The organism is Caulobacter sp. GW456-12-1-14-TSB4, from assembly GCF_059424195.1.
Genome location: NZ_JBWKZF010000005.1, coordinates 167364 through 187992, shown reverse-complemented (window position 1 = coordinate 187992; position 20629 = coordinate 167364). Strand labels below are relative to the sequence as shown.

Annotated in this window: 16 protein-coding genes and 1 pseudogene; 12 read left to right on the top strand and 5 right to left on the bottom strand. The window is 66.3% G+C overall.

All coding sequences use genetic code 11. The annotated features are described in order from the left end of the window. Positions 1-184: 184 nt before the first annotated feature. On the bottom strand, positions 185-622 hold the full coding sequence (locus tag AC07YH_RS06900) for a hypothetical protein (protein ID WP_494746253.1): 438 nt from the start codon (positions 620-622) through the stop codon (positions 185-187). A 45-nt stretch (positions 623-667) separates the two neighbouring features. Here AC07YH_RS06900 and AC07YH_RS06895 point away from each other — a divergent pair, with 45 nt between their 5' ends. The 9 genes from AC07YH_RS06895 to AC07YH_RS06855 all read left to right on the top strand — a co-directional run bounded on the left by AC07YH_RS06895 (position 668) and on the right by AC07YH_RS06855 (position 9580). Next, the gene (locus AC07YH_RS06895; protein ID WP_494746252.1) at positions 668-4423 is read left to right on the top strand and encodes a hypothetical protein; all 3756 of its coding nucleotides are present in this window, start codon (positions 668-670) and stop codon (positions 4421-4423) included. Continuing rightward, the gene (locus AC07YH_RS06890) at positions 4423-5571 is read left to right on the top strand and encodes a hypothetical protein (protein WP_494746251.1); all 1149 of its coding nucleotides are present in this window, start codon (positions 4423-4425) and stop codon (positions 5569-5571) included. Before AC07YH_RS06895 ends, AC07YH_RS06890 begins: the two co-directional genes overlap by 1 nt. Before the next feature lie 5 nt (positions 5572-5576). Then, positions 5577-6347 (top strand): hypothetical protein, encoded by a 771-nt coding sequence (locus tag AC07YH_RS06885; protein ID WP_494746250.1) that lies wholly within the window; start codon positions 5577-5579, stop codon positions 6345-6347. Positions 6348-6350: 3 nt separating this feature from the next. Then, positions 6351-7637, top strand: a complete 1287-nt coding sequence (locus AC07YH_RS06880; protein WP_494746249.1) for a hypothetical protein — start codon at positions 6351-6353, stop codon at positions 7635-7637. 12 nt (positions 7638-7649) lie between these two features. After that, on the top strand, positions 7650-7943 hold the full coding sequence (locus AC07YH_RS06875) for a hypothetical protein (RefSeq protein ID WP_494746248.1): 294 nt from the start codon (positions 7650-7652) through the stop codon (positions 7941-7943). Positions 7944-8056: 113 nt separating this feature from the next. Further along, entirely contained in the window at positions 8057-8503 is a 447-nt protein-coding gene (locus AC07YH_RS06870) for a hypothetical protein (protein ID WP_494746247.1), read from the top strand. Next, positions 8500-8775 carry a hypothetical protein gene (locus tag AC07YH_RS06865; RefSeq protein ID WP_494746246.1) on the top strand — a complete coding sequence of 92 codons (276 nt, stop codon included), beginning with the start codon at positions 8500-8502 and terminating at the stop codon, positions 8773-8775. Before AC07YH_RS06870 ends, AC07YH_RS06865 begins: the two co-directional genes overlap by 4 nt. Positions 8776-8804: 29 nt before the next feature. Next, complete coding sequence (locus AC07YH_RS06860) at positions 8805-9320, top strand: lysozyme (protein ID WP_494746245.1); 516 nt, start codon at positions 8805-8807, stop codon at positions 9318-9320. Positions 9321-9352: 32 nt separating this feature from the next. After that, positions 9353-9580 carry a hypothetical protein gene (locus tag AC07YH_RS06855; RefSeq protein WP_494746244.1) on the top strand — a complete coding sequence of 76 codons (228 nt, stop codon included), beginning with the start codon at positions 9353-9355 and terminating at the stop codon, positions 9578-9580. Here AC07YH_RS06855 and AC07YH_RS06850 read toward each other — a convergent pair. Together AC07YH_RS06850 and AC07YH_RS06845 are read right to left on the bottom strand one after the other, a co-directional pair. Then, a complete protein-coding gene (locus AC07YH_RS06850) occupies positions 9577-10641 on the bottom strand; it encodes a hypothetical protein (protein ID WP_494746243.1) in 1065 nt (354 codons plus the stop codon). The genes AC07YH_RS06855 and AC07YH_RS06850 overlap by 4 nt on opposite strands. A gap of 144 nt (positions 10642-10785) precedes the next feature. Continuing rightward, entirely contained in the window at positions 10786-13512 is a 2727-nt protein-coding gene (locus AC07YH_RS06845) for a TonB-dependent receptor (RefSeq protein WP_494746242.1), read from the bottom strand. A 304-nt stretch (positions 13513-13816) separates the two neighbouring features. On the opposite strand from AC07YH_RS06845, the gene AC07YH_RS06840 reads away from it, so the two are divergent. Together AC07YH_RS06840 and AC07YH_RS06835 are read left to right on the top strand one after the other, a co-directional pair. Further along, on the top strand, positions 13817-15613 hold the full coding sequence (locus AC07YH_RS06840; RefSeq protein ID WP_494746241.1) for an alpha-amylase family glycosyl hydrolase: 1797 nt from the start codon (positions 13817-13819) through the stop codon (positions 15611-15613). Continuing rightward, positions 15592-17235, top strand: coding sequence for an alpha-glucosidase (locus tag AC07YH_RS06835; protein WP_494746240.1), 1644 nt, complete (start codon positions 15592-15594; stop codon positions 17233-17235). Before AC07YH_RS06840 ends, AC07YH_RS06835 begins: the two co-directional genes overlap by 22 nt. Here AC07YH_RS06835 and AC07YH_RS06830 read toward each other — a convergent pair. Both AC07YH_RS06830 and AC07YH_RS06825 read right to left on the bottom strand, forming a co-directional pair. Beyond that, a complete protein-coding gene (locus tag AC07YH_RS06830) occupies positions 17232-17774 on the bottom strand; it encodes a rhomboid family intramembrane serine protease (protein ID WP_494746239.1) in 543 nt (180 codons plus the stop codon). The two genes, AC07YH_RS06835 and AC07YH_RS06830, sit on opposite strands and share 4 nt — an antisense overlap. A 20-nt stretch (positions 17775-17794) precedes the next feature. Further along, positions 17795-18897 (bottom strand): annotated as a pseudogene (locus tag AC07YH_RS06825) (LacI family DNA-binding transcriptional regulator). Between the two features lie 226 nt (positions 18898-19123). Between AC07YH_RS06825 and AC07YH_RS06820 the strand changes: the two are divergent. Next, a complete protein-coding gene (locus AC07YH_RS06820; protein ID WP_494746238.1) occupies positions 19124-20629 on the top strand; it encodes an MFS transporter in 1506 nt (501 codons plus the stop codon).

Here is a 20629-nt window from a genome sequence, read left to right as displayed (position 1 = left end):
CGTAACGACGCGCAACATCGTCGATATGGCTGCAAGCCTGACCTCGACGACAAAGGCGGCGCAAGCCGTGCCTGCGCACTACGCGCAGATTAGCGCCAGCGCCCGCCTCACCGAAAGCACCCTTCGGTCGACAACGGTTACCTACGGCGACTTCGTCGCCGTGAATAAGAATGCTCAGGCCGCCTTAGGGGCTACCGCTCAGTCCCATGCTGCGATCGGGCAAGCCGCGCAGTTCTCGAGCGGAGAGCTGGCAAAGCTCGGCGGAGCGCTGACAGGCGTGGTCCTTTCCGCAGCGGTAGGCGAGGACGCGATAGAGGCGCTTATCGGGGGATTGTCGTCCGTCGTCGAGGTCGTCGGCGCGGCGGCGATCAGCGCCGGCAGCCTGCAGGCCGGGCTGGCCGGCCTGACCGCTCAGGCCTTGCCTCTCCTGGCGACATTCGCGCCGTGGATCGCGGGTCTCGCCGCCGTCGGAGGGGCCGTCTACCTCCTGAACAAGAGACACGAAGACCACAAGAAGAGGATCGAAGATCTCAACAGGTCCATCGGTGACATGGGGGGAAAGCTGGCCCAGGCCTATCCTTCGCTCAATGCACTGACCAACCAGACGGATCTTGCTTCGCAAGGTTCCGCCAACTTCTCGGCATGGCTGCGCAGAAAAAGCCAGGGCATGGCTGACTATGGGAAGAATGTGCGCGCGGCGACCCTGGATCTGCTCAATCAGCAGGTCGTCGAGGCGAAGACGAACGCAGACAAGCTGCGGGCGGAAAATATCGGAACCAATTCGCGAGGCGTAAAACGCTACATCGGCCCGGGCGACGGACCTTTTGGTCTATTTGGCGGCGTCAATAGCAAGGCCTACCAGAAGTACGTCGCCGATCAGGCCAGGGCCGATCAAGTGCTGGCTCATGCGCAAGCGGTGTTTGAAAAAGCCGCAAAGGCTCCTAACGGCGCGTTTCTAGCCCAAGCCGACAGCGCCCAGAAGGCGACCGCGGCGGTGAAGGCCCACACCGAGGCCATTCAAGCAAGCGCCGTCGAGATGGTCAGCCTTGCCGATGGTGTTCTCAGCTATCGCACCGGCTTGGCCGAAGAAATCGCGACCATGGGCCGGTCGGAGGAGCAGAAGCGTCGCGACACTGCCGCGCGGATGATCTCCCTGGCGGCCACTCAGGAGGAGGCCGACGAAATTCGCCGCCTGGAGCAAGCTCGCCGCGATCAGAACCAGGTCATGAAAGAGGGTGAGGAGGTCCAGAAGGCGGTCAAGGCCCAGCAGGGCGAGACGATCAAGACGATCAACGACACCGTTGGGTCGACCATCCGCCTTTCCTCGAAAATGGAGATCCTGGCCAGCGACTTCGGGACCGCCGTCAAGCAGGCCGCCGAGATGCGCGGCGCGGTGGAGGGCATCGGCGCTGCGATCAAGAACAACGATTGGACGGGCGCTTTCGCCAATCTGTTCAACGTCCTGGATCGCGTGAAAAAGGCGTTTCAGGAGAACAAGTCCAGCAGTGAGAAGGTCGCCGCCCTCTCGGGTCTCGGCCAGGGAATCGGCTCCATCGTCGGCGGCAAGGTTGGCGCGTCCATCAGCGGCGCGGCCAATGGCATGCAAGCGGGTTCAATGCTGGCCTCGACCTTGGGGATGGCCGGCCCTTGGGGCGCGGCCATCGGCGCCGCGCTGGGCGGTCTCTCGGGCCTGTTCGGGTCGTCGGCTCAGAAAGCCCAGGAGAAGATCGAAGGGCTCAAGAAGGGCGTCGAGGACCTGCGCACCGCCAACATGGCGTCGTCAAACTCGATCGCCGGCGCCCTGGAGGAGGCCAATCGCAACTGGAACGGCGACCTCGAATATTCGAGCGAGATGCTGATCGCGCTGCGGTCGATCGACAACCAGATCGGGGCGTTGGCCACCAGCATCTCGCAGTCGATCGCCGCCGGGAAGCTGATGAGCACGGCGAGTCTGGGGATCGGCAAGACGGGAGGCGGCGGCCTGTTCGGCTCGTCGTCGAACACCGAGCTTCTGGACCAGGGCCTGAGCTTCAATCGCACGACCTATGGCGCGCTGGACGAGGGCGGCCTGACCGGCTCGACCTATGCCGATCTCGTCACGACCAAGACCAAAAAGTTCCTGGGCGTGACCACGGGCGTGAAGGTCTCGACCTCGACCGTTAGCGGCGGGATCGACGGCGACCTGCTGAGCCAGGTCTCCGGCGTGATCCAGCGGCTTGGCGACGGGGTGCTGGCGGCCGCGAGCGCCTTCGGCGAGGAAGCCGGCGGCGCGGCCAAGCAAGCCCTGGAAACCGCCCAGATCGATATCGGCAAGCTGTCCCTGAAGGGCCTGTCGTCGGAAGAGGTCGAGAAACTGCTGAACGCCACCTTCTCCAAGGTCGGCGACGACCTGGCCAAGGCCGGCGTGCCGGGCCTGGAGACGCTGGCCGACGTCGGCGAGGGGGCGTTCGAGACCCTGACCCGGCTGGCGCGCGAGTACAAGGTCGTCGACACCAGCCTTTCGTCGATCGGCATGACCTTCAAGACGGTCGGTCTGCAATCGCTGGCGGCGCGCGACGCGCTGGTCGAGGCGGCCGGCGGTCTGGACGCCTTCACCGCCCAGACCACCTTCTTCGGCGAGCACTTCCTGTCCGAGGAAGAGCGGCTGAAACCGGTGCAGGACTCGGTCTCGAAAGAGCTGACCAAGTTGAAGCTTCCGGCCGATCTGACGCGGGATGGTTTCAAGAAGTTGGTCCTCGGCCAGGACGTCTCGACCAAGGATGGCGCGGAACTCTACGCCGCCCTGATGAAGCTGGCTCCGGCGTTCGACAAGGTCGCCACGGCGGCCGAGGCGGCGAAGGCCGCGGTCGATGAGAAGGGCAAGTCGATCCAGGATCGGATCGACGACCTGGTCATGACGCCGGCCCAGAAGTTGGCCAAGTCGCGGATGGCCGAGGAAGACGCCGTCAAGGCGCTGGACGCCTCGCTGCTGCCGCTGCTCAAGTCTCTGTGGGCTGCGGAGGATGCGGCCCAGGCCAGCGCCGCCGCCATCGAGAAGGAGGCCAAGGACAAGGCCCTGGCGGCGAGCCAATCGGGCGCCCTGGCCGATCTCCTGGACGCTCAGGGCTACGCCGAACAGGCCAAGAAGATCCGGCGCGACCTGGCCCTCGCGGACGTCAAGGATCCGCTGCAGCAGGACTATATGCGGCGCACCTGGGCTGCTCAGGACGCCGCCGAGAAGGTGTCGGCCGCACGGGACGTGCTGACCCAGGCCTATCAACGAGAACAGGAGGCCATCCAGGCGACCAAGGACAAGTTCAAGGAGCTGTCCAACTCGCTGCGGGCGTTCAGCGCCAGCCTGACCGACGCGATCGCCGGGACCGATCCGGGCGCGCGCTACCGCCGGACGCGGGAAACGTTCATGGCGACGGCGGCCATGGCTCGCCTGGGCGATCCCGACGCCATGGGGCGGTTGCAAAGCGAAGGGGAAGCCTTCACGGCGGCCTCGCGCGACTATGTTTCGACGAGTCTGGATTACCTGCGCGACGTCGGTCTGGTCCGCTCGGCCGTCGATGAGGCGGCCGACACCGCCGACCGCCAGGTGTCGATCGCCGAGCAGCAGCTGGAGGCCCTCGACAGGTCGGTGAAGGGGCTCATCGACATCAATGCCAGCGTGATCTCGGTGCGCGACGCGATCGCCAGCCTTCAGGCGGCCAACCAGGCCGCCGCGGCGGCCGGCGTCGGATCGGCGGGGGGGACGCCGATCGGTTCGCCCAGTGGCGTGGGCAAGTATGGCGGCCTCCTCACCGACCACAGCTCGGATGCTTCGTCGTCTGACGGCCAGTTCATCGAAGGCGATCTCTACGACTACGATTTCCACGTCGAAATGCGACGCCGCCTGGATACCCAGATGGAGGATAACCGGGCCCTGGGCTACGACAAGTGGAAGGAGCAGAAGCTCGCTGAGGAGGCCAAAGGCGAGGCGTGGCTGGATAGCGTTTGGGGTGGTTATCCCGGCGCCTATCGCGAGGCGATGGCTCGCATCAACGCCGCCGCCGGGGTCGTCGAAGATCCGCGTGAGAGCTGGACCGAGAACGACTACCGCGCCGTGACGGGCCAGCCGCTGGTGTTCGCCAACGGCGGCGCTTTCGCCAGGGGGATCGTCACCCGGCCGACGGCCTTCAGCCTGGGGCAGATGGGCGAGGCGGGACCCGAGGCGATCCTGCCTTTGGCCCGAACCGTGTCCGGCGCCCTTGGCGTCAGGGCTTCCGGCGGCTCGCCGAACAACGAAGACCTGATCAACGAACTGCGAAACCTGCGCGCCGAGCTCGCCGACTTGCGAGCCAGCAACGCCCGCATCGCCACCAGCAACGACAAGATGGAGCGTACCTTGACCAACGTCACCGAGGGTGGCCGCGCCATGCAGACCCAGGCGGCCGCCTGATGCGCGCGCTTCCACCGATCACCATCACGCCGGCCATCCTGACCAGCACGACCTGCGCCGAACCTTCGGCCGGCGAGACGGCCTGGAGCGCCACGACCGCCTACAAGAACGGCGACCGCGTCGTCAGCGCCACCTCCCATCGCCTGTATGAGGCCATCGCCCGGAAGGGCGCCACGGTGACGATCGCCACCAGCGGCGTCGTCACCTGGGCGAACCACGGTCTCGCGCCGGACACCCCGGTGGTCTTCTCGACGACGGGCGCGTTGCCTACGGCGATCACCGCCGGGACGACCTACTACGTGCTCGCGGACACGGCGAACACCTTCAAGGTCGCCGCGAGCGCCGGCGGCGCGGCGATCTCGGGCGGCGGCTCGCAAAGCGGCGTGCACACCGTGGCGACGACCGCGAACCTGGGCCAGAACCCGGCCACGGCCGGCGACAACTGGTGGATCGATATCGGCCCCACCAACCGCTGGGCCATGTTCGACCTGTTGCGCAACACGGGCACGACGACGGCCGCGCCGCTGACGGTGTCACTGACGCCCGGACAGCGCGTGGACTCGATCGGCGTCGTCGGCATGGTCGCCGATACGGTGAGCGTGACAGTCACCGTGGCCGGCGCGACCGTCTACACCGTCTCGGCCAACCTGCTGATCCGGCCGACCAGCGGCTGGTACGACTACTTCTTCGGCGCCTTCCGTTACCGGCAGGAGTTCGCGCGCTTCGACCTGCCGCCCTACACCAACGCCGTCATCACCATCACCCTGAGCAGGGCCAACGGTCCCGTGACCTGCGGCGGCGTGGTGCTGGGTTCGTCGGTCTATCTGGGCGCGACCCAACATCAGGCCGAAAGCGACGCGCTGAACTTCTCGAAGATCGACCGCGACGACTTCGGGACCGCCACCCTGGTGCCGCGCCGCTCGGTGCCGCGCACTGTCCAGACCCTGCGCTGCCGCAAGACCGACGTCGACCGGATCCTGCAGCTGCGCGACGACCTCAACGCCGTGCCGGCGCTGTGGTCGGGCCTGGACGACCAGGACAGCGGCTACTTCTCGGCCCTGCTCATCGTCGGTGTCTACAAGCGGTTCACGATCAACATGGACCAGCCGGAAGACGCCCTGATTTCCCTCGAACTCGAAGAGGTTTGATCCCCGTGACCGCAACAATCACGGCGTTTCCAACGCCGCCCTCCACGAACGACCCGGCCAACTTCAACACCCGCGCCGACGCCTTTCTGGGGCAGATGCCGACCTTCGTCACCGAGGCGAATGCGCTGTCGACGGAAGTGAACGGCCTCGCCGTCCAGGTCACGGCCGACAAGGGGGCGGCGGCCGCCTCGGCGGCCACCGCCACGTCCAAGGCCTCGCAGGCGACCGATCAAGTCGGGCTGGCGGCCAATCAGGTCACGCTTGCGACCGCGCAGGTGAGTCTGGCCACCACCCAGGCCGGCATCGCGACCACCAAGGCCAGCGACGCCGCGGCGATCCTCGTCCAGGTCCAGAACGTCGCCTCGGGCGTGTCGTTCTCGACCAAGTCGCTGACGTCCAACACGCTGGGCGCGGGGACCAAGACCTGGACCGTCGACGCTGGCGAAAGCTTCGTCGAAGGCATGCCGATCTACGCCGTGGCGCAGGGCGATCCGACCAAGTTCATGGTCGGCGTCTGCACGGCCTATGCCGGCACGACGCTGACGGTCGCCGTCACCCAGGCCGTCGGCAGCGGCTCCGTCAGCAACTGGAACATCAGCATTGGCGGCGTCCCGGGCGTGCAGGGGCTGCAAGGCGCGCCCGGCGTCGGCACCCCGGCGGGCGGCGCCAAAGGCAGCGTGCTGATCAAGAAATCCAATTCCGACTTCGACTTCGAATGGCTCCCCGAAGCCAACGGGGTCCCGGTCGCCTTCCTGATGAAACATGGAGTTCTCTAGACCATGGCCGATACCGCCGAAGTCATTTGCGACGTCACCTACGACTACAACCAGTTGGCTGCAGGGCAGACGCTCTTCGATCTCGCGACCAACGAGAGTTTGGTCATCCGCGATTTCAACCTGAGCAATCCAAACCGAAAGGCCTTGAACTTTCGGCTCAACGGGGCCTCATGGAGAGCGTTCACTCCCAGCGACTATAGTTGCAGGTTGTCTGGCGTCGAAATCGTTCAAGCCGACGCCGTCGCCACCCTTTCCACCTCTGTGCTGCCCCTCTTCGGCAGCCTCATGCGCTTCCACAGCGCCGCGAACAGCTACACCCTGTTCAGTCAACCGACCGTGTTCTCGGATCAGGTGACGGGTTTGCCCCAGGGGGTAGCGCCTTTTGGTGGAACGGTGACCAATCAAACGATCTCGCCGGCGCTTTCGACCAGTAATCCTCGTTGCGCCTTCTTCGATTCCAGCGGCAACTTTTACTATACGCAAGGCAACACTTCGAAGACCCCTGCGTACCGACGGGCTGGAGGCCTAACGGGCGCGGAGGCCGCGCTCTTCGGAGGGGCGACTATCTGGTTCATGGCTTTCGACGCCGAGAGTGGGATCCTCTACGCGGCGACCTCGGCGACGAACCTGAAGCGCTACAACACCACGACATCGACCCAGCTCGCGGACGTAACCCTCGCGTCGACGCCGCTCGTGAGTACGTATGCCGCTTTCGCCGTCCGCGGCGGTCTGATGATGTCGGTGATTAGCGGCCAGCCACTCGTCTACTTCAACAATGCGACGACCGGCGCGCTCGTCGGCGCTATTCGGTACGACTCGGACAATACGTCGGCGCCACAATCGGTCACCGGCAGCCCATTCATCACGAAGACCTCAACCGGTGTCTACAAGGCCTACTTTGGCTACTACAATGATGGTGGAAATTTCGAAATGGGTCTCGCATGTATCAATTGCGGGACGACGCCGCTCACGACTTGGTCGCCGACGCGGATAAATCGGACAGGCGATCCGCTCTACAGTCAAGCCTACTATCCGTATTCCCAGATGTGGTCCGAGCTCCCCTACAGCAATAGCTCTAGCCTGGATTTGGTGCTGGGGCTCGACACCGATTCGGGCGCCAACAAGGCCGTTTGGCTCTTCAACAGGCTAACCGACACGATCGCCTGCAAATTCACGTTGCCAACTGTTCCAAACGGCGGCGGCGCCCTGATCGCCCTCAGCTCGCCGGGCCAGCTGGTTGCGGAGTTCGGAACGGTCCGCTGCAAGATCACCGGCATCAAAACCAAATAAAGGAGAGCCACCATGGCTATGCAGGATCCGGCCGGCGGCGGCCGGCTCATCGTCATCGACGCCAATGCGTTCGCTTCGGACGCCGTGGTCTACACCGTCTCCGACGGCAAGACGTTCGTCGGGTTTGTCCAATCGGGAAATCAGAACTCCAGCTCAATCTACAAGGTCAACGGAACTCAACAGGTCCTGCCCGTCGTGGTCACCAGCGGCGTTGGCTTTATGCCGCTGCCCGTGACCTGGCCCGCTGGAACCGTGGTGTCCAAGATCAGCACGAGCGCCTTCTTCCTCCAGGGCAACGAGCTCTAACCATCCAGCTCTAGGCGACGCGGTGATGAAGGTCGCTGACCCTCATCACCGCGTTGAAACTCTTCAATCAAACAAAACGCCAAGCCAATGAACTGAAAGGTCAGGAGCTTACAGTGGACCTCGCCTCACAGGTCGTCGCGGGGGCGGGCCTTGTCATGGGAAGCGGTGGGCTCTGGGCCTTTCTCGCCGCGCGGGCCAAGGCGCCGGCGGATCTCACGACCGCCCAAGCGGCATTTCAGACGGCGCTCAGCCAGCAGGCCGCCGGCTTCATCACCGCATTGCAGGCCGATCGAAACGCGCTGACCACCGAGGTCGCGCAACTGCGCCATCGTGTGGAGGAACTCGAGAACGAGAACCTCCAGTGTCGCGGCGAGACCGCCCAGATGCGCCAGCACATCGAGAGCCTTCAGGAGCATCTTCGCCGGCACGGCATCGACATCCCCAGGGGCGCTCGCCCGCGCGGCCTGACCGTACTGGAAGACGGCAAGGCCACCGTCATGACCCTGGACTCGCCCGCCAAGTTGCCGGCGCGCCGGCGCAAGCGAAAGCAGGTCACATGACCCGCGACTATCATACCCTGGACGCCATCGTCGTCATCGTCTGCCTGCTGGACTTGACCCTGGTCGGCGCGGCCCTGGTCTTCGTCCGCATCCCGCAAGAGAACCTGCCGATTCTGGCGGGCCTGGCTTCGGGCGTGGTCGGCGGCGCCTTGGGCGCCTATGTCGGCGCGCGCTGGGGCAACAAGAAGCCGGCCGGCGAGAGCGACACGCAGACGACCGTCAACGCGCCACCTGGCGCGACGCTGACGGCGACGGTCGAGCCGAAAGCCTGATCTTAAACATTAAGGACACCACCATGACCATGCGGGACGTACCCGGGTGCGCCCTGGCTCTCATCCAGCGCTTCGAGGGTCTGCACGACGGCGACCGCAAGACCGCCGTGCTCGAGCCGCAGGCCGATCCCGTCGGCATCTACACCGTCGGCTGGGGCCATGCCCTGTTTGTCGGCGGCAAGCCGGTCAAGGATCGCGAGACGGCCTACCGGCTCTGGCGCTCGCGCTGGCCGACCGGAATGGTCCGGGCCGACGCCGAGGCGCTGCTGAAGGCCGATGCGCAGGCCGTCTGCGACCAGGTCGTGGCGCTGTTCCCCAGGACCAGCCTGACCGACGCCCGGCTCGGAGCGATGGTTTCGCTGGCCTACAATATCGGCGTCGGCGGTTTCGCCGACAGCAGCGTGCGCCGGCGGCTGATCGCCGGCCACGTCCAGGGGGCGGCTGACGCCTTCCGGATGTGGCGGTTCGCGGGCGGCCGCGAGTTGCCGGGCCTGGTCGCCCGCCGCGAGGCCGAGCGCGCCGTCTTCCTCGATCTCAAACCCTAGAAGCCCAAACCCCTTAGAAGAAGGAGCTTCCCATGAAGCACGTCATCGGTCCGGTGGCGGGCCTGCTGCTGGTCGTCTGCCAATCAGGCTGCGCCGGCATGGCCGTCGATCCGGTCACCCTGGCCCAGGCGGTCAAGGTGCTGAACGAAGGCTGCGAGCGCACGGTCGATCTCGACCTGGACAAGGCCAAGCCGGGCGGTGGTTCGCTTAAGGTGACTCGGACCTGCGCGCCGGCGGAGCCTCCGCCGGCGAAGGACTAGAACCGGTTCGGATAAGCCTTGGCCGTCTTGGCGTCGTTGTAGCGCGCGCCGGGGCAGTTGACGGCGTAGGCGTCGGCGGTCTCGGCCAGATAGGGACCGCGGCCGGCGTCGCCGTTCAGGGCGCGGCACGAGACGGCGGCCTTGTAGATCACCGAGCCGTCACGGCTGAGGTCGTTCATGAAGATGTCGAACGCCAGGGCCATCAGGCCGCGCGTGGCGGCGGCGCGGCGCTGTGTGCCGTTGAAGGCGGTGGTGATCTCGCCGTTCGCGGAGGTCTGTCGCTGGACGGGCGCGGGACCGGCCGCCGCGCCGGCCGCGCTGATCGCGCCGCCGGCCAGCATGGCTTCCAGGTCCGTGAAGCGGCCAGCGGCCGTGCCGGTGACGACGGCGGCCGTGAAGGCGCTGGCGAAGCCGGGGCTCCATTGACGCGGACCGCCGATGCTGGCGGCCTCGATCCCGCCGATCGCGCCGGCGATCGGGGCGTCGTAGATGTCCACGATGTGGTTCTGGTTGATGTAGTAGCCCAGGCCGATGCCCACCAGCGCGCCGCCGATGGCCGAACGGGCGATCTCGGGCGTCGCGCCCGTCCAATGGACGTTGTAGCCGGCCTCGACGGTCTTCTCGCGCACCACCTCGCCCGTGCGCCAGCGCACCAGGCGGAAGGTCACGCGCGCGGTGGCCAGCTTGTCGGTTCCCCACCAGACGTTGGGGCCGCGCAGCTCTTCGAACGTCGTGTACAGCATGTACTCGGCGTCGAGGCGCGAGGGCGCCAGAAGCTCCGCGCCCAGCAGGTGCTGGTTCAGGCCGTAGGTGACCTCGGCGCGGGTCGGGCGGGTGGTGATCACGCCGCCGCCGTCGAACCAGCGGAACTCGGGCGCGCCCTCGACGGCCTGGACGGCGACGTTGCGATAGAAGGCGCGGGCGGGGGAAGCCTTGGCCACGGCGACCGGCGGCAGGGCCGGCTGGCGCAGGGCGGCGACCTCCTCGCGGGTGGCGCAGGCGCTCAGGAGGCCGGCGGTGCTCGCCAGCAGGACGGCCAGACGAATGGACTTGGTCGGCATGATCGTGCGCTCTCCCAGATGAGCGGCACTATCGGGCGCAATCCTAAAGAGAGCTTGAAAAGGTGAGGCTCGAGGCAAAAAAGAACCCCTGCCGGGCAGGGCCGACAGGGGTCTTGAGGCTTCTTTGGGGAAGAAGGTTTTGGCTTAGAACTTGTAGTTCAGGCCGACGAGGAAGGTGCGACCGTAGTTCTGGTAGTCGATGACCTGACGCGGGTCGTTGTTCTGGTAGGTGACGAAGGGCTCGTTGGTCAGGTTGTTGACCTGGGCCAGGACCGACAGGCCGTCCATCGGGCCGTCGCTGAAGGTGTAGCCGATCTGGCTGTCGACGACGGACTCGCCCTTGACCATCCGGTAGTTGCGGCCGTTGCCGAAACCGGTGACCTCGCCCAGGAACTTGGAGCGATAGCGGTCGCTGACGCGGAACGAGAAGCCGTTCTTCTCGTAGTAGACGGTCAGGTTGGCGACCTTCTTCGACAGGCCCGGGATCGGGGTGCTGAGGTCGGCCGGGTTCGGGTGGATCGAGCTGTCGGTGTACGAGGCGCTGAAGGTGGCGCCGAAGCCGTCCAGCCAGTCGGTGAACAGCGAGCCCGGGATCGAGGCGGCGAATTCGACGCCCTTCAGCTTGCCGCCCTTGCCGTTCTGCGGCGTGGTGACCAGGCCCTGACGGGTGGCCGGGGTGCCGCCGCCGGTCGGGAAGCCCGTGAAGTCGAACACGACGCTCTGGTCGTAAACGTAGGTCTTCAGGTCCTTGTAGAACGCGGCCAGCGAGACATAGGCCTGACGGCCGAAATACTTCTCGTACGAGACGTCATAGGCGTCGGCGCGCCAGGGCTCCAGCTCGGGGTTGCCGCCCGTGCCGCTCCACGGCGAGAAGTTGATGTCGGTGTTGTTGGCCTTGGACGCATCGTAGCTGAAGGTCTTGGACGCGCGCATCTGGTCCATCCGCGGACGGGCCAGGGTGCGGGCGACGGCGAAGCGCAGGGTCTGCTCGGCCGGCAGGTGGAACTGCAGGTTCATGCTGGGCAGGAAGTCGGTGTAGGTCTTGCCGCCCGCAAGATTGGTGCGGGTGACGCCCGTGCCGGTGCCCGAGGCGCCCAGGGCGGTCGAGCTCTGGTCGGTGTGGACGATCTGGAAGCCGAAGTTGCCGGTGACCGGCACGGGGCCGACGGCCGCGTCGATATTGGCCTTCACATAGCCCAGCGTGACCTTTTCCTCGACGTCCCAGCTCTTGACCAGCACGTCGGCGTTCGGGTTGCGGACCAGATCGTACGTGCCGTTCTTGATCAGGGCGAACGGGTCGTAGCTGACCATGCCGGCGATGCCGATGAAGGCCAAGGAGGTGGTGCCGACGATGGCCGATTGCGGGATCGCGACACTGGCCGGCGAGCCCTTCACGCGCAGGAACCATTCGTCGTTGACGAGGCCCTTGGAGCGTTCGCTGTAGTTGAAGCCGATCTCGAAGCTGGACAGGCCGTCGTCCAGGGCCTTGTTGGCCGACAGGCGGACCGCCTTCAGTTCGTCCTGGATGTGCGGCTGGTTCAGGTAGCCGTCCTGGCCGCCGGCGATGATGTCGCCGCCCCAGCCTTGCGGGCTGGTCAGCTTGATCACGTTCGGGTCGGCGTAGTTCAGGGTCGACTTGAAGATCGCCACGCCATCGTCGTTCATCGAGAACGTCATGTTGTCGGTGGCGCCCACGCCTGAGCGGCCGGTGCCCGAATAGGACTCCACGACCTGGTCGGTGCGGTCGACCTTCGACCACGACAGGTCGCTGACCAGCGTCCAGTCGTCGCCGGCCTCGAACTTGTTGTTCCAGCCGACCGACTTGATGGTCGCGTCGCGGTCGTTGCCGTCGTTGCGGACGATGCCCTTGACGCCGTTGAAGGCGCCGCTGTTGACGAAGCCGCCCGAGGCCTGGGCGCCCGTCAGCGGCACGCCGCCCCAGACCAGCGGCAGTTCGATGCCGCGCTGGATCTGATGGTTCTTGAACTTCGAATAGAAGACGTCCAGCGAGGAGCTGAAGTTGTCGGTCGGCTTGAATTCCAGGACGCCGATGAGGCCGTCGCGCTTCAGCATGCTGGACTGCACGTACGGCTTGGCGCCGCCGATCACCAGGTTGCCCGAGGCGTCGGTGGGATAGCCCCACGAGTTCCAGCGCTCGGCCTGATAGGGCGACTCCATGTGGGCGTAGCCCAGCGCCAGGCCCAGCTTACCGTCCATGAACTGGTCGATGTACGAGATCGACAGGCGGTTGCCGTGAGCCTTGGTGCCGGCGTTCAGGGCGCCGATGTCGTTCCACTCGTAGCGGGCGCCGACGGCCAGGGCGCGCTTGCCATAGGCCAGCGGGCGAACCGTGCGCATGTCGACGGTGCCGGCCAGGCCCTGGCCGATCAGGCCGGCGTCCGGGGTCTTGTAGACCACCACGGCGCTCAGCAGTTCCGACGGATACTGGTCGAACTCGACGCCCCGGTTGTCGCCGGTCGAGACCTGCTCGCGGCCGTTCAGCAGGGCGGAGGTGAAGTCCGGCGCCAGGCCCCGGACCGAGATGACCTGGCCGCGGCCGTCCAGGCGTTGGGCGGTCAGGCCGGGCAGGCGGGCGATCGACTCGGCGATCGACACGTCCGGCAGCTTGCCGATGTCCTCGGCCGAGACGGCTTCGACGATCGAGGTCGAGCTCTTCTTCAGCGAGATGGCGCCTTCGATGCCGCGACGGATGCCGGTCACGACGACTTCCTCGACCTGGCTATTGTCTTGGGCGGCGGGTGTGGCGGCGGTCTGGGCCTGGGCCGAGCCGGCCACGGCGAACGCCAGCGCCAGGCCGGTGGCGCTACCGGCCATCAGCCACGCACGACGACGCGAAAATTGGGTGTTCATGGAATGCTCCCTCCCTGTCCGGCTCTGCGCTCTTGCAAACATGCGATCGGGCCGTTGATGCAAACTACCGCAAATTACCGGCGTGTAATCAACCCAAAAAATCGCAAATCCGACATTGCGTAGGCTGTGGGCCTACCGGAATACGGCGCTGTGTGGCTTCTTTGTGCCACTTCCGTTGGGTGATTGGCTGAAAAATCCCTGCAAAACCTATCCATCGAATGGATTGACAGTCTCGCATCGCTTCTGCAAATTCTTGCAAATAATTGCAGTGGCGGTTGCGAGCCACCGGCGAGGGGAGGGAGCGATGTCGGCGTGGACGCCTTGGCGACGAACGCTGCTGGCCGTCACGGCCGCAAGCGCGCTGGCCTCGGCCGCGCATGCCGCTCCCGACTCCTACCGCCTGCGCAAACCCCAGGACGAAGTGATCTATTTCGTCCTGCCCGATCGTTTCGAGAATGGCGACGCGACCAATGACCACGGCGGCCCCGCTCTGGGTCCGCTGGTCGATGGCTTCGACCCGGCGCGGGCCGGCTTCTATCACGGCGGCGACCTGAAGGGCGTGACCCGGCGGCTGGACTACATCCAGGGCCTGGGCGCGAGCGCGGTGTGGCTGGCGCCGATCTTCAAGAACCGCGCGGTGCAGGGCCCGCCCGGCCACGAGTCGGCCGCGCACCATGGCTACTGGATCACCGACTTCACCGATGTCGATCCGCATCTGGGGACCAAGGCCGACTTCAAGGCCCTGGTCGACGCGGCCCATGCCAAGGGCCTGAAGGTCTATATGGACATCGTCGTGAACCACACGGCCGACGTCATCCAGTACAAGGAATGCCCCGACGGTCGCTGCGCCTATCGCGGCGTCGCCGACTATCCGTATGTCCGCCGGGGCGGCGTGACCGGCGCACCGATCAACGACGGTTTCGACGGCAAGGACTTCGGCAAGCTCAAGACGCCGACCTGGGCCTACACGCCCTACGTCCCGGCCGGGCAGGAGCATGCCAAGAAGCCGGATTGGCTGAACGACCCGATCTACTATCACAACCGGGGTGACAGCACTTTCGCGGGCGAGAGCTCTCTGCTGGGCGACTTCGCCACCCTGGACGACGTGTTCACCGAGAACCCGCGCGTGTTGGAGGGCTTCATTGAGGTCTACGGCCAGTGGATCGACGACTTCGGCATTGACGGCTTCCGCATCGACACCGCCCGCCATGTGAACCCGCAGTTCTGGCAGGCCTTCGTCCCGGCCATGCTGGCGCGCGCCAGGGCCAAGGGCATCCCGAACTTCCACATCTTCGGCGAGGTGTTCGATCCCGATCCGGCGATCCTGGCCAGCCACACCAAGGTCGACAAGCTGCCGGCGGTGCTGGACTTCGCCTTCCAGTCGGCGGCGACCGATGTCGCCTTGGGCCGCACCGGAACCGATCGCCTTGCCCGCGTCTTTGCCGCCGATCCGGTCTACGAAGGCGGCGAGGCGACCGCACGCCAGCTGCCGACGTTCCTGGGCAATCACGACATGGGCCGCATCGGCTGGTTTGCGATCAAGGACAGGCCGGCGATCGGCGACGATGAGCTGCTGGCCCGCGTCACCCTGGCCAACGCCCTGATGCTGACCGCGCGTGGCGTGCCGACGGTCTATTACGGCGACGAGCAGGGCTTCACCGGCGATGGTGACTATTCCGAAGCGCGGGAAGACATGTTCCCTAGCCAGGTCGCCAGCTACAACGACAACCGCTTGGTCGGCTCGGGCGCCAAGGGACCGATGTCGGCTTTCAAGACCGACGGCGTACTCTACGGCAGGATCGCCAAGCTCTCGAAGATCCGCATCGCCACGCCGGCCCTGCGCGACGGCCGCCAGGTGATCCGCGTCGCCTCCGACAAGCCGGGCCTGCTGGCCTTCTCGCGTCTTCTGGGCAAGACCGAGGTGCTGGCTGTCTTCAATACCGGCGACCAGCCGCTGAAGGCCAATATTCCGGTCGAGACATCTTCCGTCGCCTGGCGGGCGCTACACGGCGAATGCGCCGGGGCCGTCGCCGCGCCGGGCAGCTATTCGATCGAGCTGAAGCCGCTCGACTACATGATTTGCGTTTCCGAGGGACGATAGTGACAGTGCAGGTTCTGGTTCGCCCCGATGCGGAGACGTCGATGAACGCCGAATGGTGGCGCGGCGCGGTCATCTATCAGGTCTATCCGCGCAGCTTCGCCGACTCGAACGGCGACGGCGTCGGCGACCTGCCGGGGGTCACGGCGCATCTGGATCACATCGCCTCGCTGGGCGTGGATGGCGTGTGGCTGTCGCCGTTCTTCACCTCGCCGATGAAGGACTTCGGCTACGACGTCTCGGACTATCGCGACGTGGATCCGATCTTCGGGACGATCGCCGACTTCGACGTGATGATCGCCAAGGCCCACGACCTGGACCTGAAGATCATCATCGATCTGGTGTTCTCGCACACCTCGGACGAGCACCCCTGGTTCACGGAAAGCCGCCAAAGCCACGACAACGCCAAGGCCGACTGGTTCGTCTGGGCCGACGCCAAGATCGACGGCAGCCCGCCCAGCAACTGGCAATCGGTGTTCGGTGGCCCGGCCTGGACCTGGGACGCCCGTCGCGGCCAGTACTACATGCACAACTTCCTCAGTAGCCAGCCGCAGCTGAACCTGCACAATCCGGCGGTGCAGGAGGCCTTGCTGGCCGTCACCCAGTTCTGGGTCGACAAGGGCGTGGACGGCTTCCGTTTCGACGCCATCAACTTCTCGATGCACGACCCGAAGTTCACGGATAACCCGCCGCTGCCGCCGGGCGGCAAGCGTACGCGGCCGTTCGACTTCCAGGACAAGATCAACAACCAGAGCCACGCCGACATCCCGAAGTTCCTCAGCCGCCTGCGGGCGCTGACGGATGCGGCCGGCGGCCGTTTCTCGGTGGCCGAGGTTGGCGGCGACCATGCCGATCGCGAGATGAAGCTGTTCACGGCCGGCGAGGACCGCCTGAACAGCGCCTACGGCTTCCTCTATCTCTATGCCGACAAGCTGGTCGGCGAGATGATCCCGCGCGGCGCGGCCATGTGGCCGGGCGAGGCGGGCGAGGGCTGGCCGTCCTGGACCTTCTCCAACCACGACGCCCCGCGCTCGGTGTCGCGCTGGGCCGAGGGCCGCGACCGCAAGGCCTTCGCCGAGATGTGCCTGCTGCTGTTGATGGGCCTGCGGGGCAATGTCTTCGTCTATCAGGGCGAGGAGCTGGGCCTGCCTCAGGCCAATGTCCCGTTCGAACGCCTGCAGGACCCCGAGGCCGTCGCCAACTGGCCCCAGACCCTGGGCCGCGACGGCGCCCGCACGCCGATGCCGTGGGTGTCGGGCGCGGTGAATGCCGGCTTCTCCGGTGTCGAGCCTTGGCTGCCGGTCGATCCCGAACACCTGCCGCTGGCGGTGGATGCCCAGGAAGCCGACCCGACCTCGACCCTGCACGTCGCCCGCCGCCTGATCGCCCTGCGCAAGGCCTTCGCCGCCCTGCGCACCGGCGCGATCAGCTTCGTCGAGACCAACAGCCCGCTGCTGATCTTCCAGCGCGGGGAGGGGGCGGACGCGGTGCTGCTGGCCTTCAACCTGGGCTTCGAGACGGCGACCTGGTCGCTGCCGGAAGGCTGGGCGCTGGTCGATGGCGTCAACCTGGGCGGCGAAGGTGAGATGCCGCCCTGCGCGGGGCTGATCGCGCGGCGGGCTTAAGCTCTTCGACGCAGAAAGCCGCCGGCCGTCAAGCCCGCCACCAAGCCCGCCAGGTGACCGGGCTTCACCATGCCGTGGCCGCTGACGAAGAGGTCCAGGGCGATGGCGATGGCCAGGCCGATCCAGGCCAGCCAGCGGCCGGCGCGGTCGACGTCCTTGGTGACGATGACCAGGCCGCACAGCGCCAGATAGGCTTGCGACGCGCCGGAGATGAAGGCCTGCGGCTCGGTCAGCACGCTCGTCAGCTGTCCCGCCACGCCGCCGGCCAGGCCGATGATCACGGGCAGGGCGCGGCCCAGGCGCTTCTCGGCCGCCAGGCCGACGCCGCCGATGATGAAGGCGTTCAGCAGCATGTGCTGCGGCTTTACGTGCAGCCACTGCGAGGCGAGCAGCCGCCAGGCCTCGGCCGCCGAGAAATCCGCGCCCTTGATGGCCCCGAAGGCGACCAGGTCTCGCGAATGCTGCTGGTCCCAGATCGGTTGATTCAGCACGGTCGCGACGAGGATCCAGACCAGCAGGATGCTGGCGGCCCAGATCATCGACGGCGAGTGCTCCTGCTTCACCCGCCGCAGCTTTCCCGGATGATCAGATCGGTCGGCACGCGTTCCGACCGGCTGGCCCGCTCGCCGCTGTCGAGCAGCTTCGACACCATCAGCCGGCCGGCCTTGTTGGTGTCCTGGGCGATGGTGCTGAGCGCCGGGCTGGCGTAGCGGCTGAAGGGGACGTTGTCGAAGCCCATGACCGAGACGTCGTCCGGGACCGACAGGCCCGCGTGCTTCAGCGCGCGGATGGCGCCTAGCGCGATCAGGTCGGAGGCGGCGACCACGCCGTCGAACTTCACGCCGTGGTGGATCAGGCTGTCGAGGGCGGCTTCCGCCGACTCGACCTCGAAGTGGGCTGGCACGATCAGTTCCGGATCGACGCCCAGCTTGGCGTGCTCCAGGGCGTCGAGATAGCCGCGATGGCGCTGCATCGCCTCGGGCGCCTCGGTGTCGCCCAGGAAGACGATGCGCTTGCGGCCCAGGCGCTGCAGGTGGAGCGTGGCGCGGCGACCGCCCATGACGTTGTCCGAGCCGACCGAGCAGTAGTTCTGGTCCGGCAGCTGGGCGCCCCAGACCACGAAGCGGTTCTCGGTCTCGGCCAGGCGGTTGAAGGCCGCGTGCAGTGAGCTTTGGCCCAGGAAGATCACGCCCTCGGCCCGGCTGGTGGTCATAGCCGAGGACAGGTCTTCGTAGTTGGTCGGGGCGATGTGGCTGAGGATGACGTCGCAGCCGCGCTCGCGAGCCGCTTCGCCGACGCCGGCCAGCAGCTCCAGGAAGAACGGGTCCGACATGCTGCTGGCGCGGCCTTGCGGACGCGGAGTGACGATGGCGATCGTCGCCTCGGCCCCGATCGGGCCGGCGGGCATGTAGCGGCGGAAGGGGTAGTCCATCTCGCGCGCCAGCTTCCAGATCAGCTGCTTGGTGCGCTTGTTGACGGCCGGGCTGTCGTTGAGGGCCCGCGACGCGGTCGAGATCGAGACCCCCGCCAGCTTGGCCAGGTCCTCCAGTCGCGTCGCCCCCTTGCTCACCTTACGCCCGTCCCTGTCCGACTGTTCTTGTTGCAAAGATTTCTGCAAACTTTTTCAGAGGCCCATAAGGCGCCGTTCGATTGGGTTTGCAAGCTGATCGGGTTGAAAATCGGCGTGAAAACTCTTGCAAACCAATCCGCAAGCTTTGCTATTTTGCGACGGCGACAGGCGCGGCGGACTAGGCGCTAACCTCAAGAAAGTCTGGATTTATCGTTGCGCTTCCTCGCGGTGCATGCGCAAATCCCCGCCACGGCAGTTTATGAAAAAACTTGCGAACCAGTCGGAGGCAACCGGCGGTCGGAGCGGGGCGGAGGATCGATGGCCAGGCAGAGGCTGAACTTCCTGCAGATCTGGAACATGTGCTTTGGCTTCTTCGGAATCCAGATCGGTTTCGGCCTGCAGAACGCCAACACCAGCCGCATCTTCCAGACCCTGGGCGTCGATGTGAACCACCTGGCGATCCTGTGGATCGCCGCGCCGGCCACGGGGCTGCTGGTCCAGCCGATCATCGGCCACCTGTCCGACAAGACCTGGGGGCGCCTGGGCCGTCGCCGGCCGTACTTCTTCTGGGGCGCGATCCTCACCACCCTGGCCCTGTTCGTCATGCCCAACGCCCCGGCGCTTTGGGTGGCGGCGGGGGCGCTGTGGCTGATGGACGCCTCGATCAACATCACCATGGAGCCGTTCCGGGCCTTCGTCGGCGACAACCTGCCCGACGAGCAGCGGGCCACCGGCTACGCCATGCAGAGCTTCTTCATCGGCCTGGGCGCGGTGCTGGCCTCGGCCCTGCCGTGGATGCTGACCAACTGGTTCCATGTGAGCAACACCGCTCCGGTCGGCCAGATCCCCGACGCGGTGCGGATCGCCTTCTACGCCGGCGGCGCGGGCTTGTTGCTGGCGGTGATGTGGACCGTCTTCACGACCAAGGAATACAGCCCCGAACAGCTGGAAGCCTTCGAGACCGCCGAGTTCGACCACGGCGTCCACGAGAACCCCGAGCCCTCGGTCAACGCCTATATCGGCCTGGCCCTGGGCGGCCTGCTCGGCGGGCTGGCCCTGGCCCTGATCGTCTGGGGCGCCAAGCTGGAGAAGGAGCTCTACGTCCTGGCCGGCCTGCTGGCCGTGTTCGGCGTCATGGGCGTCGTCGGCGTGCGCCTGAAGCGCATGGGCAAGACCCGCAACGGCTTCTCCGAGGTGCTGGAGGACTTCTTCCGGATGCCCAGGACCATGCGCCAGCTGGCGGTGGTGCAGTTCTTCTCGTGGTTCGGCCTGTTCGCCATGTGGATTTACACGACGCCCGCCGTGGCCGCGGTCCACTTCCACGCCGCCGATGCGACCTCGAAAGCCTTCAACGACGGCGCCGACTGGGTGGGCGTGCTGTTCGCCATCTACAATGGCGTCGCGGCCCTGGCGGCGCTGCTGATCCCGTTCCTGGTCCAGGCGACCAGCCGCCGCGTCAGCCACGCCGTCTGCCTTTTGCTCGGCGCGCTCGGTCTGCTGTCCTTCCTGCTGATCCGCGAGCCGGGGATGCTGTGGATCGGCATGATCGGCGTCGGCTTCGCCTGGAGCTCGATCCTGTCGGCCCCTTATTCGATCCTGGCCGGAGCCCTGCCGGCGCGGAAGATGGGCGTCTATATGGGCATCTTCAATTTCTTCATCGTCATCCCGCAGCTGCTGGCGGCGACGGTGCTGGGCCTGCTGCTGAAGAGCTTCTTCGGCGGCCAGGCGATCTACGCCCTCGTCCTGGGCGCGGCGTCCTTCGCGATCGCCGCCGCCGCGACCTTCATGGTCCAGGACCGCACTCCTTCTTCCCTTCAAGCCTGA

What these genes read in the sequence shown, in the direction of transcription:
- AC07YH_RS06890 (WP_494746251.1), top strand. Translation starts at nt 4,423, where the DNA reads ATGCGCGCGCTTCCACCGATCACCATCACGCCGGCCATCCTGACCAGC.
- AC07YH_RS06830 (WP_494746239.1), bottom strand. Translation starts at nt 17,774, where the DNA reads ATGATCTGGGCCGCCAGCATCCTGCTGGTCTGGATCCTCGTCGCGACC.
- AC07YH_RS06895 (WP_494746252.1), top strand. Translation starts at nt 668, where the DNA reads ATGGCTGACTATGGGAAGAATGTGCGCGCGGCGACCCTGGATCTGCTC.
- AC07YH_RS06865 (WP_494746246.1), top strand. Translation starts at nt 8,500, where the DNA reads ATGACCCGCGACTATCATACCCTGGACGCCATCGTCGTCATCGTCTGC.
- AC07YH_RS06850 (WP_494746243.1), bottom strand. Translation starts at nt 10,641, where the DNA reads ATGCCGACCAAGTCCATTCGTCTGGCCGTCCTGCTGGCGAGCACCGCC.
- AC07YH_RS06875 (WP_494746248.1), top strand. Translation starts at nt 7,650, where the DNA reads ATGGCTATGCAGGATCCGGCCGGCGGCGGCCGGCTCATCGTCATCGAC.
- AC07YH_RS06845 (WP_494746242.1), bottom strand. Translation starts at nt 13,512, where the DNA reads ATGAACACCCAATTTTCGCGTCGTCGTGCGTGGCTGATGGCCGGTAGC.
- AC07YH_RS06855 (WP_494746244.1), top strand. Translation starts at nt 9,353, where the DNA reads ATGAAGCACGTCATCGGTCCGGTGGCGGGCCTGCTGCTGGTCGTCTGC.
- AC07YH_RS06840 (WP_494746241.1), top strand. Translation starts at nt 13,817, where the DNA reads ATGTCGGCGTGGACGCCTTGGCGACGAACGCTGCTGGCCGTCACGGCC.
- AC07YH_RS06860 (WP_494746245.1), top strand. Translation starts at nt 8,805, where the DNA reads ATGCGGGACGTACCCGGGTGCGCCCTGGCTCTCATCCAGCGCTTCGAG.
- AC07YH_RS06880 (WP_494746249.1), top strand. Translation starts at nt 6,351, where the DNA reads ATGGCCGATACCGCCGAAGTCATTTGCGACGTCACCTACGACTACAAC.
- AC07YH_RS06820 (WP_494746238.1), top strand. Translation starts at nt 19,124, where the DNA reads ATGGCCAGGCAGAGGCTGAACTTCCTGCAGATCTGGAACATGTGCTTT.